The 15,612-nt window shown below is 70.9% G+C and carries 17 protein-coding genes and 1 tRNA gene; 8 read left to right on the top strand and 10 right to left on the bottom strand.

Translation table 11 applies throughout. The features are described 5' to 3' along the window. Nucleotide 1 precedes the first annotated feature (1 nt). Nucleotides 2-1,201: a saccharopine dehydrogenase family protein gene (locus F6J84_RS08740; RefSeq protein WP_150973042.1), complete on the bottom strand. Its 1,200-nt coding sequence runs from the start codon at nucleotides 1,199-1,201 to the stop codon at nucleotides 2-4. 129 nt (nucleotides 1,202-1,330) lie between these two features. Here F6J84_RS08740 and F6J84_RS08735 point away from each other — a divergent pair. Then, nucleotides 1,331-1,403, top strand: a tRNA-Ala gene (locus tag F6J84_RS08735). 29 nt (nucleotides 1,404-1,432) lie between these two features. Here F6J84_RS08735 and F6J84_RS08730 read toward each other — a convergent pair. From F6J84_RS08730 to F6J84_RS08720, 3 genes are read right to left on the bottom strand one after another with little or no spacing between them, the layout of a single operon-like run. Beyond that, nucleotides 1,433-2,149, bottom strand: coding sequence for an ArsR/SmtB family transcription factor (locus F6J84_RS08730; RefSeq protein WP_191905619.1), 717 nt, complete (start codon nucleotides 2,147-2,149; stop codon nucleotides 1,433-1,435). Between the two features lie 4 nt (nucleotides 2,150-2,153). Further along, on the bottom strand, nucleotides 2,154-2,519 hold the full coding sequence (locus tag F6J84_RS08725; protein ID WP_150973038.1) for an amino acid-binding ACT domain-containing protein: 366 nt from the start codon (nucleotides 2,517-2,519) through the stop codon (nucleotides 2,154-2,156). Further along, nucleotides 2,519-2,965 (bottom strand): OsmC family protein, encoded by a 447-nt coding sequence (locus F6J84_RS08720; protein WP_150973036.1) that lies wholly within the window; start codon nucleotides 2,963-2,965, stop codon nucleotides 2,519-2,521. The genes F6J84_RS08725 and F6J84_RS08720 overlap by 1 nt, the downstream gene beginning before the upstream one ends. 215 nt (nucleotides 2,966-3,180) lie before the next feature. Between F6J84_RS08720 and F6J84_RS08715 the strand changes: the two genes are divergently transcribed. Then, nucleotides 3,181-3,885, top strand: coding sequence for an HAD family hydrolase (locus F6J84_RS08715; protein WP_150973034.1), 705 nt, complete (start codon nucleotides 3,181-3,183; stop codon nucleotides 3,883-3,885). On the opposite strand, the gene F6J84_RS08710 is transcribed toward F6J84_RS08715, so the two are convergent. Next, nucleotides 3,857-6,382 (bottom strand): excinuclease ABC subunit UvrA, encoded by a 2,526-nt coding sequence (locus F6J84_RS08710; protein ID WP_150973032.1) that lies wholly within the window; start codon nucleotides 6,380-6,382, stop codon nucleotides 3,857-3,859. The two genes, F6J84_RS08715 and F6J84_RS08710, sit on opposite strands and share 29 nt — an antisense overlap. A gap of 228 nt (nucleotides 6,383-6,610) precedes the next feature. Here F6J84_RS08710 and F6J84_RS08705 point away from each other — a divergent pair, with 228 nt between their 5' ends. From F6J84_RS08705 to F6J84_RS08690, 4 genes are all read left to right on the top strand, one after another. Further along, on the top strand, nucleotides 6,611-7,345 hold the full coding sequence (locus tag F6J84_RS08705) for an ABC transporter ATP-binding protein (protein WP_150973030.1): 735 nt from the start codon (nucleotides 6,611-6,613) through the stop codon (nucleotides 7,343-7,345). Beyond that, nucleotides 7,345-8,163, top strand: coding sequence for a hypothetical protein (locus F6J84_RS08700; protein WP_150973029.1), 819 nt, complete (start codon nucleotides 7,345-7,347; stop codon nucleotides 8,161-8,163). Before F6J84_RS08705 ends, F6J84_RS08700 begins: the two co-directional genes overlap by 1 nt. A 90-nt stretch (nucleotides 8,164-8,253) precedes the next feature. Continuing rightward, complete coding sequence (locus tag F6J84_RS08695; protein WP_191905618.1) at nucleotides 8,254-9,486, top strand: sensor histidine kinase; 1,233 nt, start codon at nucleotides 8,254-8,256, stop codon at nucleotides 9,484-9,486. Further along, nucleotides 9,483-10,145, top strand: a complete 663-nt coding sequence (locus F6J84_RS08690) for a response regulator transcription factor (protein ID WP_150973025.1) — start codon at nucleotides 9,483-9,485, stop codon at nucleotides 10,143-10,145. The genes F6J84_RS08695 and F6J84_RS08690 overlap by 4 nt, the downstream gene beginning before the upstream one ends. 13 nt (nucleotides 10,146-10,158) lie before the next feature. Here the strand turns inward: F6J84_RS08690 and F6J84_RS08685 are convergent, their stop codons facing one another. Together F6J84_RS08685 and arfB are read right to left on the bottom strand one after the other, a co-directional pair. Then, nucleotides 10,159-10,356: a hypothetical protein gene (locus F6J84_RS08685; RefSeq protein WP_338037199.1), complete on the bottom strand. Its 198-nt coding sequence runs from the start codon at nucleotides 10,354-10,356 to the stop codon at nucleotides 10,159-10,161. Between the two features lie 90 nt (nucleotides 10,357-10,446). Beyond that, nucleotides 10,447-10,884: an alternative ribosome rescue aminoacyl-tRNA hydrolase ArfB gene (arfB, locus tag F6J84_RS08680; RefSeq protein WP_150973023.1), complete on the bottom strand. Its 438-nt coding sequence runs from the start codon at nucleotides 10,882-10,884 to the stop codon at nucleotides 10,447-10,449. A gap of 136 nt (nucleotides 10,885-11,020) precedes the next feature. On the opposite strand from arfB, the gene F6J84_RS08675 reads away from it, so the two are divergent. Next, nucleotides 11,021-11,893: an alpha/beta fold hydrolase gene (locus tag F6J84_RS08675; RefSeq protein WP_150973021.1), complete on the top strand. Its 873-nt coding sequence runs from the start codon at nucleotides 11,021-11,023 to the stop codon at nucleotides 11,891-11,893. Here F6J84_RS08675 and F6J84_RS08670 read toward each other — a convergent pair. Both F6J84_RS08670 and F6J84_RS08660 read right to left on the bottom strand, forming a co-directional pair. Further along, nucleotides 11,859-12,980, bottom strand: coding sequence for a glycosyltransferase family 2 protein (locus tag F6J84_RS08670; protein WP_238702426.1), 1,122 nt, complete (start codon nucleotides 12,978-12,980; stop codon nucleotides 11,859-11,861). The two genes, F6J84_RS08675 and F6J84_RS08670, sit on opposite strands and share 35 nt — an antisense overlap. Before the next feature lie 174 nt (nucleotides 12,981-13,154). Beyond that, nucleotides 13,155-13,592 carry a MarR family winged helix-turn-helix transcriptional regulator gene (locus F6J84_RS08660; protein WP_150973017.1) on the bottom strand — a complete coding sequence of 146 codons (438 nt, stop codon included), beginning with the start codon at nucleotides 13,590-13,592 and terminating at the stop codon, nucleotides 13,155-13,157. A gap of 68 nt (nucleotides 13,593-13,660) precedes the next feature. Between F6J84_RS08660 and F6J84_RS08655 the strand changes: the two genes are divergently transcribed. Then, entirely contained in the window at nucleotides 13,661-14,749 is a 1,089-nt protein-coding gene (locus F6J84_RS08655; RefSeq protein ID WP_238702425.1) for a zinc-binding metallopeptidase family protein, read from the top strand. A 3-nt stretch (nucleotides 14,750-14,752) separates the two neighbouring features. Here the strand turns inward: F6J84_RS08655 and F6J84_RS08650 are convergent, their stop codons facing one another. Further along, the gene (locus tag F6J84_RS08650; RefSeq protein ID WP_150973015.1) at nucleotides 14,753-15,610 is read right to left on the bottom strand and encodes a 3-methyladenine DNA glycosylase; all 858 of its coding nucleotides are present in this window, start codon (nucleotides 15,608-15,610) and stop codon (nucleotides 14,753-14,755) included. Nucleotides 15,611-15,612: the final 2 nt, after the last annotated feature.

Raw genomic sequence — 15,612 nt, 5'->3', positions numbered from 1 at the left:
GTCATCCCAGCGGGCGGGTCTCCAGAGTGAACCCGTGTGCGCGCAGCCGTTCGGCGAGCAGCTCGCCCATCGCGACCATCGGCGTCAGGACGCCGGCACGGTCGGGGAGATCGTCGACGGCCAGACTCAGCGCCGACTCGCCCAGCATGACACCCGTTCCGGCGTAGCCGGGGTCGTACGGGGCCGCGATGCGGGTACGCACCGGGCGGCCTTCGACAGGGTAGACATCGGTGTCGAGGACGAAGCGACCGCGCGCGATCGCCTCCGCGCCCGGACCCGTCCCGGGCGCCGGGAGCACCCGGTCGAGGATCGCGGCGGCCGGCGGGAACGACATGGCGGAGACGAGACCCGCCGTCCCGAGGGTGACGCCCGCCGCCCGGGCGAAGCCGGGGAGTCCGCGCCCCGTGGCGACGACCTCCCGGTAGCGCATGAGCTGACCGTAGCCCCATCCGGTGAGGTGGTTGCTGCGCTGGACGATCTGCTGGTTGTACGCGCCCATGATGAACGGTGCCTGCCACACCCCGCGCTCCGTTCCCCATCCGCGTCCGGTGCCGCCGGGGAGGCGCACGGTCGGCCCCGGCGTGAGGGCATAAGGGTCGCCGACGATGCGGCGGGCGGCGGGATCCTTCCGCGCTTCCCTCATCTGCTGACGGAGCGAGTCGATGGTCCCGCCGCTGATGCCGCCGCGGAGGGACCGCACCCGCAGCGTCGCCGAGACGACCGGCACGCCGCCCGCGGCCGCATGGGCGAGCCCCAGTGCGAGGTCGGACGGGATGGAGTCGAAGCCGCAGGAATGGACGATCCGCGCGCCGCTCTTCTGCGCGGCGTCGTGGTTGTCCCGGATGCTCCGCGCGACGAAGATGCTCTCCCCGGACAGATCGGCGTAGGAGGTCCCCGCACGAGCGGCGGCGGAGGCGACGCCTCGGCCGTAGCGCAGATAGGGGCCGACGGTGGTCGCGATGACGGACGTCGATGCGGCGAGGCGGGCGAGTCCCGCGTCATCGCTCGTATCCACCTCGATCGTCGGCCATTCGACGCCGAGTTCGCGCGTGAGGTCCCGCAGACGTCGCTCCGACCGCCCGGCCACGGCGATCCGCACGCCCTCGGGAGCGGATCGGGCGAGGTGTTCGGCGGTGAACCGCCCGACGAAGCCCGTGGCGCCCAGCAGGACGATGTCGTGATCCCGGTCGTTCGTACGCATGGCACGCGAGCCTACGGGGGCGACCCGCTCCGGGCACCGGGCTTGCCTGTGCCCGTTCTGAGCCGTAGGTGCATGATCAGGTGGTCTGCGTGCCCGCTAGACTGACTCCCGTGTTCTGAACACACGTCAGGGCCTGTGGCGCAGCTGGTAGCGCACCTGCATGGCATGCAGGGGGTCAGGGGTTCGAGTCCCCTCAGGTCCACCGAAGACCCGTCAGATCCGGGCGGAGGCTCAACCGGGCGAACGTCGGACTGTGTGCCGCGCGACCTGTTTCTCCAGCGACTCGAGGGCACTCTCGCCGCGCGGGGTGAGACGCACGGCTCGGCTGGTCCTCCTCCTGACCACCCATTCGTCGGCTTCGAGGCTTTCCAGGACTTGTGCTCCCAGCTGTCCGCCGACATGCGGGCGTCGTCCGCTCCAGTCGAGGCAACCCCGTGCCCACGGGCGTCGCCCCTCTGGGGCGCGCAGTCCGAGCCGTTCTACGGTGGCGCCTCGGGGAAACGGGTGCGGAGCTTCCGCCACGGCGCCCACCGTGAGTGCGGGGACAACCGCGGCAACCACCAGAAGGTCTGTGATTCGCAGCCCGATTTCACCGGCCAGGTGGTCATAGCAGGTTCGACCGACTCGGAGATCCATCGAAATGGTCGATTGCCGTAGTGATCGAACCCGGCTCGTCGGCGCTATCGCTTGCAGAGCTTCGATAGCGCGCGCGACGTCCTGGTTGGCGAGACGGTAGAACCGGTTGCGGCCGCGATGCTCCACCTCGACGAGGCCCGCTTCCCGAAGCGCCCGGAGATGCTCACTCGCCGTCGAGGGCGAGACGCCGACGGTCCGCGCCAACTCGCCCGCGGGTATCTGTCGGTTGCCGAGCAGCGCAGTGGCGATGAGGCCCCGCGCAGTGTCACCCAGGGCGCGCGCCGGTATCGCGATGTCGGGCTCTCCATCCATGCTCTCATCCTCCGCCCAGCGCCCTGCGGGCGCGCTCCACGTCGTCGACCACGAGCACCTTCCGATTGTCATGATCGCTGTACTGCGCGTGAAGTGCGATGCCGGCATCGACCAGCACCCGCATCATCCGCCCCAAAGCGCCAGGAACATCGGCATGCAGCTCGGCGACGACGACCGGACGGACGATGGCGGCTCCCCATCCCGCCTCTGCGAGGGCGAGAGTCGCTGCGTCCGGTTCTGCGATCAGATAGTGCGCCACCCCGGACCACATGCCACCCCCTTCGAGCCCGACCTCGGCGGCGCCGAGTATGTCCGCGATCTGCACGAGCGATTCCGCACCCCGCGGGACGGATACCTCGATATCGAACATCACCTCACCTCGACGGACGGTTCGACGACGACCTCGGTGATGAGGCTGTTCGCGACGTAGCACTGCGCATGCGCTATGCCGACGAGCCGCTCGACACGTGCGACGCTCGCGCCGACGATGGCGATGTGCGGACGAAGGACGATGCGAGTCAGATGCATCGGGTCTCCGCTCGCCGGCATCTCACCGTAGGCACGGTCCCGGTACTCGACCACGTCGACCCCGCCGAGGGCCGCCACCGCCAGAAAGGAGAGAAGCTGGCACGAACTGGCCGCGGCGACGATGAGCTGCTCCGGGTTGGGAAGAACCGCGTCTCCTCGGAACGCGGCGTCCGCGCTCACCGCCAGCTCCGTCCCCGCGATCGTCACATCGTGGCGACGCTCGTATCCTTCGTAGTCTCGTGTCCGTCCGCGCCATTTCAGTGCGCTCTCATATGTGTGGGTCGTCATGGCATGACGATAGGACCGAAGTCTTTCGGTGAGTACCGAAGTGTCAGCGTCATGTCGACCTCCGCGCCCGGACGGGCAACAGTCACGCGCGAGCGGACTCACGAGTGTCGCCGGGACCCGACTCTCATGTCACCGACCAGCCGTCTCAGGTCCACCGGAATTCGCGCCGATGCAACCCCCGGGCGGCGGGGGCCCGTCCTGGTTAGCGTGTCGGCATGAGTGAGACGCCACGACTGAAAGCCGTCCTCTTCGACATCGACGGGACGCTCGTCGACTCTAACTACCTGCACGTCGATGCCTGGACGCGCGGTATCACGGAAGCGGGGGAGTCCGCCCAGGCGGCGCACGTGCACGAAGGCATCGGCCTCGACTCGGGCAAGCTTCTGGAACGCCTGTTCGGCGAGCGCGCGGACAGCGACGCGGTGCAGCGCGCGAAGGAGCTGCACAGCGAGCACTATGCGGCATCCGCCGAGCGACTGCGCCGCTTCGACGGCGTCCACGAACTCTTCCGGGCGGTGCGCGAGCGCGGGCTGAAGGTCGTGCTCGCCAGCTCCGCACCGCAGGAGGAGCTCGACATGCTGCTCGAGGTCCTGGACGCCGGTGAGCTGATCGACGCGACGACCAACAGCGACGACGTCGAGACCGCCAAGCCGGAACCGGACCTCATCTCGGTGGCGCTGCAGAAGGCCGGGGTAGCCGCCGGGGAAGCCCTGATGGTGGGCGACACCCGCTGGGACGTCGAGGCGGCGCGGAAGGCCGGTGTGGACACCATCGCGGTCCTCACCGGCGGACGCGGGGAGCGGGAACTCGCGGACTCCGGAGCGATCGCGGTCTACGCCGACGTGGCCGAGCTACTGCGACGCCTGGACGAGAGCCCGGTGGGCGCCCGGCTCAGGAGCCCTGCAGGTAACGACCGGTGATGCTCGCCGGGTTGGCGGCGAGCTGGTCCACCGTGCCCGTCCCGACGATCCGCCCGCCGGCGGTGCCGCCCCCGGGGCCGAGGTCGATCAGGTAGTCGGCATTGACGATCATGTCGATGTCGTGCTCGATGACGATGACGGTCGCGCCGTTGTCCAGAAGGCGTTGCAACACACGGAGCAGGACGCGGATGTCGAGCGGATGCAGACCGATCGACGGCTCGTCGAGCACGAACAGCGTGTCGTGCTGGTCGCGATCCAGGTCGGAGGAGAGTTTCAGCCGCTGCGCCTCACCGCCGGAGAGCGCCGGGGTGGCTTCGGCGAGCGTGAGATACGAGAGGCCGAGATCCGCGAGTAGCTGCAGCCTCGAGTGCACCTTCTTGAGATCGGTGACGTGCGTCAGCGCCTGTTCCACCGTCATCGCGAGAAGCGCGGGCAGCGACAGCCCGGGGTCGTCCTCCGGGGCGTGACGCGCACGGCGGCGGATCCCGTCCGCAGCAGGCGCGTAGCGCGAACCGCTGCACGCGGGGCAGACGATGTCGACGTCGGGCAGGAACTGCACGTCGAGCGAGATCTGCGCGGTGCCGTCGCATTCGGGGCACCGCAGGCTGCCGGTGTTGTAGGAGAAGTCGCCGGCGGTGAGACCGAGGCGCTTCGCTTCCGGGGTCGCGGCATACACCCGGCGCAGATCGTCCAGCACGCCGCTGTAGGTCGCGACCGTGGAGCGGACGTTGATGCCGATGGGGGAGGCGTCGACGACGCTGACACGCCGTATCCCGCCGGCATCCAGGTCCCTGACGTGCGTGGGCAGGCGCCGTCCGGCCGCTCGAGCCGCCAGCGCGGGGACGAGGCTCTCCAGCACCAGGGTCGTCTTCCCCGAGCCGGAGACCCCGGTGACGGCGATCAGTCGCCCCTGGGGGATATCGAGTTCGAGCGCCCGGACGGTGTGCAGAGGAGCGGTGGCCAGGTGGATCCGCCCGTGGGCGAACATCTCCTCGGCCGAGGACGCGTGGCGGACGACGTCCTCCTCGCTGCGATCGATGAACCCGGCGATCTTCGAGGCCGGGTTGCCGGCCAGCTCGGCCAGGGTGCAGGAGGCGAGGATGCGGCCGCCTTCCGTCCCCGATCCCGGGCCGATCTCGATGATCCAATCCGATTCCCGCAGCACCTGGACGTCGTGGTCGACGATCACCACCGAGTTCCCGTCGTCGAGCAGGGTGCGCACGACCCCGAGAAGACCGTCGATGTTCGAGGGATGGAGACCGATGGAGGGCTCGTCCAGGACGTAGAGCACACCCGTGGTGCGGTTGCGCACCGCACGGGAGAGCTGCACCCGCTGGCGTTCCCCGGTGGAGAGGCTCGCGGACGCCCGATCGAGGGAGAGGTAACCGAGGCCGAGCCGCAACAGCATCCGGGCGGTCTCCTGCAGCTGGGTGATGATGCTGTCGGCCATCGCGACCATGTTCGTGGGAAGGGTCGCCGGGATGTTCGGCACCCAGTGGGTCAGCTCCGCCAGCGTCAGCGCGCCGGCCTGCGCGAGGTCCATCCCGTCCACCGTCGTGGAGCGGGCGCGGCGGGAGAGCCGACTGCCGTGGCAGTCCGGGCAGGTCTGGACGCGGAGGAAGCGCTCGATCCGGGCGAGCCCCTTCTCGGTGGCGGCCTTCTTGAGCGCCTCTTCGACGGCGAGGGTGGCGTTGCGGTACGTCACCGTGAGGTCGAACAGCTTGCCGTTCTTGGCCGGATAGAGGATCTGGTGCTGCTCGGGCGGACCGTGGAACACGATGTCGCGTTCGCGATCGGTGAGCCGGGCGAAGGGGACGTCGATGCGTACGCCCATCGCCGCTGCCGCCTGCGCGTTGGCGGCGAGGCCGAACATCCCCCACGGAGCGACCGCGCCCTCGGCGATGCTGAGAGTCTCGTCCGGGACGAGCGCGGTGGGATCCACCTCCCGGACGATGCCCGTGCCCTGGCAGCGCGGGCACGCACCGCCGCCGTTGAACGCGAAGGACTCCGCGCTGGGCGGCGCGAACACCGCTCCGCAGACGGGGCACGTGAGCGGAAGATCCAGGGCGACGTCGATCGTCGGTTCCAGGTGATGCCCGTTCGGGCACTCGTGGCGGCCGAGTCGGGAGAAGATGAGGCGCAGGCTGTTCAGCAGCTCGGTCGAGGTTCCGAATGTGGACCGCACCCCCGGGATCCCCGGCCGTTGCCGCAGCGCCAGCGCGGCGGGCACGTGTTCCACGGAATCCACCTCGGCCCGGGCGGCCTGGGTGAGCCGGCGCCGGGTGTAGGTGGACAGTGCAGCCAGGTAGCGCCGGGACCCCTCGGCGTAAAGGACGCCGAGCGCCAAGGACGACTTGCCGGATCCGGACACGCCCGCGATGGACACGAGGGAGTTCAGCGGGACGTCCACGTCGATGTCCTTGAGGTTGTGCACCCGCGCTCCGCGTACGGCGATGGCCGTAGGGGCGCTGTGCTCGCGGGAGGGGGGAGCGGGCATCGTGACTCCTTCGTCAGCGTCTCCGGTACCGGTTCCGCAGACGGAGGTCCGCCGGCGGCGCGAGCACCCGACGGCTGCCCTGCTGGGTATTCTCGCCCCAGAGTCCGGAAAGGGCCACGTTCGCCCGCCCGGCCCGCCATCCCTCAACTGGGCGGACTGTCCGTCCGGCCAGTCGTGACTGTCCCCCCGGCCGGGGCGCCGGAAGACTGCGGCCGCGAGGCTGGGGTCATGAACAAGACATACTCACCCCCGATCGAGGTGCGTGCCCTGCGGAAGAGCTTCCGCGGCCAGGTACGCGTCGACGATGTCAGCTTCTCCGTCGGCCGAGGCCGCGTCGCGGGCCTGCTCGGTCCGAACGGTGCGGGCAAGACCACGACCATCAGGATGCTGCTGGGCCTCGCCCAGCCCGCATCCGGATCCGCCCTCGTCCTCGGGCGTCCCTACCGCGAACTCGAGTCGCCTGGTCGCACGGTCGGTGCCGTGCTCGACTCGGGCGGTCTCCACCCGGCCCGGTCGGGACGCATGCACCTGCGTATCGTCGCCGCCCGAGCCGGCATCCCCGCGTCCCGCATCGAGGAGGTGCTCGCCGAAGTCGGGATGACCGCGGACGCCGACCGCCGCGCGGGTGGTTACTCGTTGGGGATGCGCCAGCGCATCGCCTTGGCTGCGGCGCTCCTCGGCAGCCCGGAGATCCTCGTCCTTGACGAACCGGCGAACGGTCTGGATCCCAGCGGGATGCACTGGCTCCGACAGCGGCTGCGCTCGTTCGCGGATGCCGGCGGCACGGTGCTGCTCTCGTCCCACCTGCTGGCGGACGTGCAGGACATCGCCGACGACATCGTGATGATCGTCGACGGCGGTGTCGCGGCCGCGTCCTCGCTGGAGGAGGCGCTCGCCGCATCGAACGGTGACCTCGAGGGCTTCTACCTCGCTGTCGCCGGCGACCGGACGGGGGTGCGCTGATGGTCCGCGCAGAACTCCTGAACCTCGTCAGCACCACGTCGGCGAAGGTCACCGCGCTCCTGGCCCTGGCCGGCCTGGTCGTCACGCAGCTCGCCTTCGTGGCGCTCCTGCCCGCCATCGTGCGAGGCGACATCGGTGGTGTCGAGGGCGCGGCTGACGAGATGGGCGGCTTCGACCTCTCCGCCGCGGCCAGTCAGCTGGATGCGCTGAGCCCACTCGGTGCCTCCATGGGCGGCGGCTCGGTGGGGATCGCCATCCTCGCGATCGCCATCTTCGGCGTGCTCGCCGGCACGAGCGACTACCGCTTCGGCGGCATCGTCGGAGCGGCCCTCGCCGCGCCGCGTCGCTGGCCGATCCTGACCGCGAAGGCCGCCGCCTCCGGCATCTCGGGGCTCGTCCTGGGCACCGTGCTGGTCCTCACCAGTGCTGCGGTCCTGTTGGTCACCCTGGCCGTGTCCGGTACCCCGTTCACGCTCGACATCGGGCAGGCCGCCGCCGTGCTCGGCCGGGGCGCGATCGTCGTCACCTGCCTCGTGCTGCTGGGCCTGGCCATCGGGATCCTCACCCGCAGCCAGCTGGCCGGCGTCCTCATCGTGCTCACTGTGATGCTCTCCGAGCCGCTCGTGGCCGGGGTGACGCAGATGGCAGCCGGCACGGTGCCGGTCTGGACGCAGGTGCTTCCGGTCGCGCTGGCCAACGCGGCCATCGGGACGGCGCCCTCGCTCCTGCCGCCGCTCGTGGCCGGGGGGATCCTCGTCGGCATCACGGCGGTCGCCCTGATCGCGGCCGGTGCGGTCGTCCGTCGACGGGACATCTGAGCCACCGTGCCGAGAACCTCCACCCACCCCGCCATGCCGGATGCCGGACACCGCAACGCGGTGCCGCATCCGGCATGGTTTACTCTCTGCATGCGCAGACCCTCTCGCTCGGATCTCGCAGGCGCCTTCCGTGCGGCGCTCGTCCCCCTCCTCGTCCTGGCGGTGGGGATCGGCTACGTCGGGGTGCAACTGTCCGGGGGGATGGGCGACGACCCCACGCCCTCGTCGGTTCCCGCGGGGGTGCACGGCGCGATCGTCGCCCTCCAGGCGGGCGTTCTGCTGTTCCGCCGCCGCGCGCCGATCCTGGTGCTGACGGGCGTCGTGCTCCTGGATCTCGTCATCCTCGCCACGAGCGCCGGGCAGCTCGGCATCGGGGCACTGGCGGTCACCGTCGCCACCTACGGTGCGGTGCGGCACGGCGGACACCGCGGTACCGCCTATGCCGCGGTCGCCGGCACGGCGGTGGCCACGGCACTGGTCGGGACCTTCGCGATGGCGTCGGGCGGGGACCTCCTCTCGACGACCCTCCTGGTCGCGGCGGCGCGCCTCGTCCTGCTGTCGGCGCTGCCCGCGGCGACCGCCGAGTACGTCGTCGGGCGGGAACGTCTGGCGCGCGCGATGCGCGACCAGGAGGAGGCGGCCGAACGCGAGCGCAGCGCGGCGGCGGAGCGCACGATCCGCGCCGAGCGGACCGCCCTCGCCCGTGAACTGCACGACATCGCCGGTCACCACCTCAGCGGCATCATCGTCAGTGCCCAGGCCGCCTCAGCGCTCACACGCACCGACCCCGACCGGGCGCGCGAGACGCTGCGCGCGCTGCAGCAGAACGCCCGCACAGCGTTGGCGGACCTGCGGCGCACGGTCGGGCTGCTCCGCGACGACGATGAGGAGTCGTCGCCGGGGGCGGCACCGGGGACCGTCCCCGCTCTGGCGGAGATCCCCGCCCTCGCCGCCGCCGCCCGCGAGCGTGGCCAGGACGTGCGGCTGCAGGAGACCGGGCGGGCCGAGCCCCTCGGGCCACTGGCGGAGACCGCGGGGTATCGCATGGTGCAGGAGTCGCTCGCGAACGCGGCGCGTCACGCGCCCGGCACCGTCTGCCGGGTCAGCGTGAACTACCGGCCGGAGGGCGTGGAGCTGCTCGTCGTCAACGGTCCGGGCCGGACCCGGACCACATCGCCGGGTGCCGCGGCCGGGTACGGGATCGCCGGGATGCGGGAGCGCGCCGACCTCGTGGGTGGGCGCCTGGAGACCGGCCCCCGGCCGGACGGCGGCTGGCGCAACCGGCTCACCATCCCCATGGAGCGCGAGGGAGACGCGACGTGATCAGACTCCTCATCGCGGACGACCAGGCGGTCGTCCGGACCGGACTCGCGGTGATCCTCGGAGCGGAGGAGGACATCGAGATCGTGGGACAGGCCGCCGACGGCGCGGAAGCCGTGCGCCTGGCGCGCGCCTTCCGCCCGGACGTCGTCTGCATGGACATCCGGATGCCGGTGATGGACGGCATCGCCGCGACACGGGAGATCACCGCGGACCCCCACCTCGACGTGGATGTGCTCGTCCTGACGACGTTCGACGTCGACGACGACGTGTTCGCCGCGCTCGATGCCGGCGCCGCGGGATTCCTGCTCAAGGGCGCGGACGAGGAGACCCTGGCGTCGGCGGTGCGGTCGGTGGCGGCAGGGGAGGGCACCCTCGATCAGCGCCTCACCCGCCGCATCCTGCACGAGTTCGTCGCCCATCGCCGGGGCCGCGCGGCGCGCTCCGATCAGCACCGCGGGTCGAGCGACCTCACCGACCGTGAGGAGGAAGTGCTGCGGCTGCTCGCGGAGGGGCTCTCCAACGCCGAGATCGCCGGTCGCCTGTTCGTCGAACCGACGACCGTGAAGTACCACCTCGCCGGTCTCCTGCAGAAGACCGGCTCACGGGATCGCCTGCAGGCGGTGCTCTGGGGCATCCGGGAGGGCATCGTGCAGCCCTGACCCGGGCAGCGGGTCAACGCCGACGGCGCCGGGCGATCGCCATGCCGATGAGGACGATGCCGCAGAGCAGGACGATCGGACCGACAACGGCCCACAGTGAGGAGCCGCTCATGACCGAGCCGCGCAGCACGTCGAGACCCTGGAGCGTCCAGACCAGGCCCACCACGCCGAGCACCACGCCGGCAACGAGCAGGGGCCAGATTCGCTTCACATGGGCCACCCTAGTTCCGCGGGGATGATCGCGCACCGGCCATCGGACACCGGCACGAGAAACCACAGCACTGCGCGGAGGGCCGCACGGTCAGTCGGTGGGAGGGCGGCGGAGACGCTTCACGTCGGTACGCTGCTTCTTCGCGGTCAGCCGCCGCTGGGTGGCGCCACGCGTGGGCCTCGTCGCACGTCGGGAGGGCGAGGGCGCCCGCAGCGCGTCCGCGACCACGGCGGCGAGCCGAGCCCGTGCGGCATCACGGTTGCGCAATTGCGCGCGATGCTCGGATGCGGTGATGGTGAGGGCGTCATCGACGAGGCGGCCGGCGAGACGTGCCCGCAACCGGTCACGCTGCACGGGGGAGAGCGCACGGGAGCGTCCGAGGTCCCACACGAGTTCAGCCCGGGAGTCCGCCGTATTGACCCCCTGTCCACCCGGGCCGGAGGACCGGGAGAAGCGCCAGGTCAACTCCGACTCCGGGATGGTGAGGGCTGCGCTGACCCTCAGCCCGGGACGGTGGGTGGCAGGCATGGATCCATCATCCTCTTTCGTCGGAGCCGGCCGGTGACACCGCGGGAGCACGGCGAGGCGCAGCGCGACGGGTCACCGACCTTCTAGGATTCCTCACGTGAGTGCAGCCGCGGAAGATGGGGGAGCTCCGGCCGTCATGAGCCGGGCAGAGCGGCTCGATGCCGCCATGGAGGAGATCGACTGGAGCGTGCTCCCGCCCGGCGCGGAGCGCGACGACGTGGACGCTCCGAGCGGAAGACTCGCCCGCATCTCGATGGGGCCCGTCGACGGCGAGAGGGTGGTCCTGGTGCCCGGGGTGACCGGGTCCAAGGAGGACTTCGTGCGGATGCTGCCGCTGCTGTCCGCCGCGGGGTACCGTGCCGAGGCGTACGACATGGCCGGGCAGTACGAGTCCCATGCCGCGGGGCCGGAGAACCTGCATCCGCCGCAGAAGCACTACACGCTCGACCTCTTCGTGAACGATCTGTTCGCCGTGCTCGCCACCGGTTCGACGCCCGCCCACGTCCTCGGCTACTCCTTCGCGGGCACCGTCACCGCCGCTGCCGCCGTGGCCCGCCCCGAACTGTTCTCCAGCCTCACGCTCCTGTCCGCCCCGCCGATCGCCGGCCAGGCGCTCCGCGCCTTCAAGATCCTGGGCCCGTTCAGCGGCCCCATCCCGGCGCGCATCGAATCACGTCTGATGATGTGGGGGGTCCGGAACAACCTGCATCGCAGTCCCCGCGACCGTGCCGTCTTCGTGCGTGCGCGCTTCGCGCTCACCCGTCCTGCGAGCGTGGACGACATCTTCTGGTTGATGAAGCACACGCCCGACCTCGCGGACGCACTGCGGGCCACCGGGCTGCCGATCCTACTGGCCACGGGGAGCGGCGACATCTGGCCGGTGGCGCTGCACCGCGACTTCGCGGAGCGCATGGGGGCGACCCTGGTCGTGATCGAGACGGGGCACAGTCCGTGCGAGTCGGCCCCGCACCAGCTCACGGAAGCGATGCTGACGCACTACGGGCGATGACCCGGCGCCGTGCGCGTCGGCGGCGCTGTCCCTGAGCGCTGAGCCACAGCCGGCGCAGCCACCCGATGTCCGACCAGTTCACGGCGACCACGTGGAAGCCCCACGACGCGCGGCGGACGAAGCCGGAGAACGTGTCGAACGGTCGGGCCGAGACGAGGACGGTGAGGGCCGGGTCGTACGCGACCCCCATCTCCGGGCCGAGCGCGAAGCTGATGTCGAGATCGTCGTGCATCCGCGGATCGTCGAGATGGATGCGCGTGCGCACGTCGCGCCAGGCAGGGCGCCGCAGCGCGAAACTCGACCCGAAGACGGGGCGATGCCCCATCGCGGCGCCCATGAACAGGAAGTAGCCGCCCAGGTACAGGTACCTCCCGACGAAGTGCCAGACCGGTCCGCGACCGTAGAACGCGCCGGTGCCGGTGACGGCGTCGAGAGTCGGGTCGGCGGAGAAGAGCTCTTCGAGCCGTGCCGTCCACTCCGGGCCGGGACGGGAATCGGCGTCGAGCCGGCCGATGATGTCGCCCACCGCCGCATCGAAGCCGCACGCCGTGGCGCGCAGCACGCCGCGGCGCGGTTCGGACACCACTCGTGCGCCGGCTGCGCGGGCGACCTCGACGGTGTCGTCGGTCGAGCCGTTGTCCACGACGATGATCTCGTCCGGGGCTCGGGTCTGTGTCGCCAGCGCGGTCAGGCAGACCTCCAGCATCCGGGCATCGTTGTACGAGGGGACGACCACACTGATCCTGCTCATCGGGCGCCAGCCTAGGCGCTGCGGGGCGCGGGGGGCGGGCAGCGCCCGGGAGAGTCGCCGATGCGATGAGCGGGACGATCCTGCCGGGTCGGAGCGCGGACCGGCGACGACGGCGTGTGCCAGGAGATCGCCGAAGACGACGAGGCAGACGTTGGCGCCGATCCCGAAGGTCGCGGAGATGCCCGTCGCCGTCGGACGGCCGTCGGCCGAATGGTTGACCGCGATCACAGCGCCGGAGATCGCCGTGCCGAAGGAGCTGCCGACGGTGCGCAGGACCTGGTTGAAGCTGACCGAACTCCCGAGCTCCGCCACCGCCCGTGCGATGAGAGCCGGCATCGCCGCGTAGCTCGTGCCCATCCCGACGCCGAGACCCGCGGCCAGGAGGACGGCACCCGTGACATCGAACCGTGTGGTCGGCTCCTCGACGGCACGCGCAGCATCCCGAGCGAGCTGACGATCGCGGTGGACAGGGCCGCGTAGATCAGCGCCGGGACGAGCGGGCGTCCGCGATCAGTCATCGGCGTTCGCCCGGCCCAGCGCACGCAGGGCCGGCACTGCCGCCGCCAGCTCGCGGCGCTGTGCCGCGGTCAGGGAGTCCTCGATCGCTGCCGCGAGCCAGGAGCTGCCTGCGGCCAGTTCGTCCGCCAGCCGGCGATGGCCCGCCTCGGAGAGGGACAGCCACGTGCGGCGCCGGTCGTCCGGATCGGGGGACCGGGCGAGGTACCCGAGCTCTTCGAGTTCGCGCGCCGCGAGCGACACCGCCTGCTGGCTGACGCGCACCTCGCCGGCGAGGTCCGACGTCGTCGCCCTGCCGCGGATCGCCAGCTGACGGAGGATGCCGATCTTCCCGGCGGAGAGCGTGCGCACAGCCGCGAGACGGTCGCTCAGGGGGCGCAGTGCTTCCAGGAGCTCGGCGGCCAGAGCGGAGGAAGCCTCGCGGGGTGGCATCCGACAAGTCTACAAGCGGCTTGTGGATCTCGGCGCGACGCCCGAGCCGGTACCGCTAGGGTGACGGGGTGATACCCCAGCCGCGCTGCCCGCACTGCAGGCACTTCGTCTTCCTCGACCAGCTGGAGTGTCCCCGGTGCGGTGCCGAGATCGCCTACAACCTCCGCACTCGGCAGTTCTTCGGCGTGCGCGCCGGCAAGGCCGACATCCACGGCGAGACATGGTTCACCTGCTCGCAGCGCGGCTGGGGATGCAACTGGCTGGTGCACGAGCACGCCGGGTCGGGACGTTGCTTCTCGTGCCGGCTGACCCGCAAGACGCCCGACACCCAGGACACGATCGCTCTCGAGAAGCTCGCCAAGACCGAGGAGTCCAAGCGCCGCCTCGTCCTTCAGCTGGCGGATCTCGGGCTGCCGATGGAGCCCTGGTACGAGGGGAACAAGGGCCTCGGGTTCGACCTGCTCTCGAGCATCTCCCTCGGACGCCCCGTGACGATCGGCCACGCCTCCGGAATCATCACGCTGGATCTCGCGGAGAGCCTCGACGACCACCGTGAGGCGCTCCGCACCCGGCTCGGCGAGCCGTACCGCACGATGCTCGGGCACCTGCGCCACGAGGTCGGCCACTACTTCCAGAACGTCCTCATCACCGACGAGGCGACCTGGGAGACGTGCCGGGAGTTCTTCGGCGACGAGCGGGTCGACTACCGGGAGGCGCTCCAGCGCCACTACTCCACCGGCGCACCGGCCGGCTGGTCGGACTCGTACATCTCCGAATACTCCACGATGCATCCGTGGGAGGACTTCGCCGAGACGTTCGCGCACTATCTGCACATCACGGGGACCCTGCAGACCGCGGCGGCCGTGGGGATGTCGTTGGACAGCCGCGTCACGAACCTGCGGGACACCGATGTGGTGCCGCTGCTGTCGTACGCCCGGGAGCCGGTGCAGCGGTTGCTCGCCGACTGGGAATGGATGTCGCAGGCGTTCAACCGCATCAACCGGTCGATGGGCCACGGCGATCTCTATCCGTTCGAGATCGTCCCGCCCGTCGCCCGCAAGCTCGGCTTCGTGCACGATCTGGTGACGGCCGCAGGGGCGAGCGCCGACGAGGTGACGGCGTTGATCCAGGCCGAGGACGAACCAGTGGGCGTCTGAGGGTCAGATCAGGTCCGACAGTGCACGTCGGATCGGCTGCGCGCGTTCGGTGAACCGGCGCTGCGCCGCGACGTACTCCGCTTTCCCCGCAGCCGTCTCCACAGGCACGGCGCTGTAGCCCCAGTCGGTCAGGTCGTACGGCGATGCGCGCATGTCGAGCTCGCGGATGTCCCGCGCCAGTTCGAAGGCATCCAGGAGCAGGTCGCCGGGGACGAGCGGACCGAGCTTCACCGCCCACTTGTAGAGGTCCATCCCGGCGTGCAGGCAGCCGGGCTGTTCCCGCGCCGCCTGCGACGCGCGGTCGAGCGACTCGCGGTTTCGCGGGACCGCCTCGGGGGTGAAGAAGCGGAACGCATCGAAATGGGTGCAGCGCAGGTCGTGCGATTCCACGACCTCGTCGGTGCCGCGTGCCCCCAGACGCAGCGGGACGGCGTGACGGGTGCTGCCATCGCGGTACACCATCGCCCATTCGTGCATCCCGAAGCATCCGTACGACGCGGGACGATCGAGCGATCCGCGCAGGATGGCCCCGATGGCGCGCAGGAGCGGTGCCTTTTCGTCACGGAACGCCTCGACGTCCGCACGGATGGAGCCCGCGCCCGCGTCCGTGTACCAGCGCCACCCCGCGCGCGGGGTCGTGGACGCATCCGCGAGGGTCGTGCCCGCGCCGGGATGCCAGCGGCGGAGAAGCCCGGGCTTGTACGAGTAGTAGGTGAAGAGGAAATCGTCGACCGGATGCGTCCGGCCCGTGGCCGCACGCTCGCGTCGGCCGGCGGTCAGCGCGTCCGCCCGCGCCGCGTGCGCGCTCTCCCGGGCGCTCCAGACGTCGCGCGGGAGGACCGTTCCGGGGGCGAGACTCACCT

It is taken from the genome of Microbacterium caowuchunii, from assembly GCF_008727755.1.
In the GTDB taxonomy this organism is placed as follows: domain Bacteria; phylum Actinomycetota; class Actinomycetes; order Actinomycetales; family Microbacteriaceae; genus Microbacterium; species Microbacterium caowuchunii.
The sequence above is the reverse complement of the archived record's forward strand: the minus strand, read 5'-3'. Positions and strand labels throughout refer to the sequence as shown.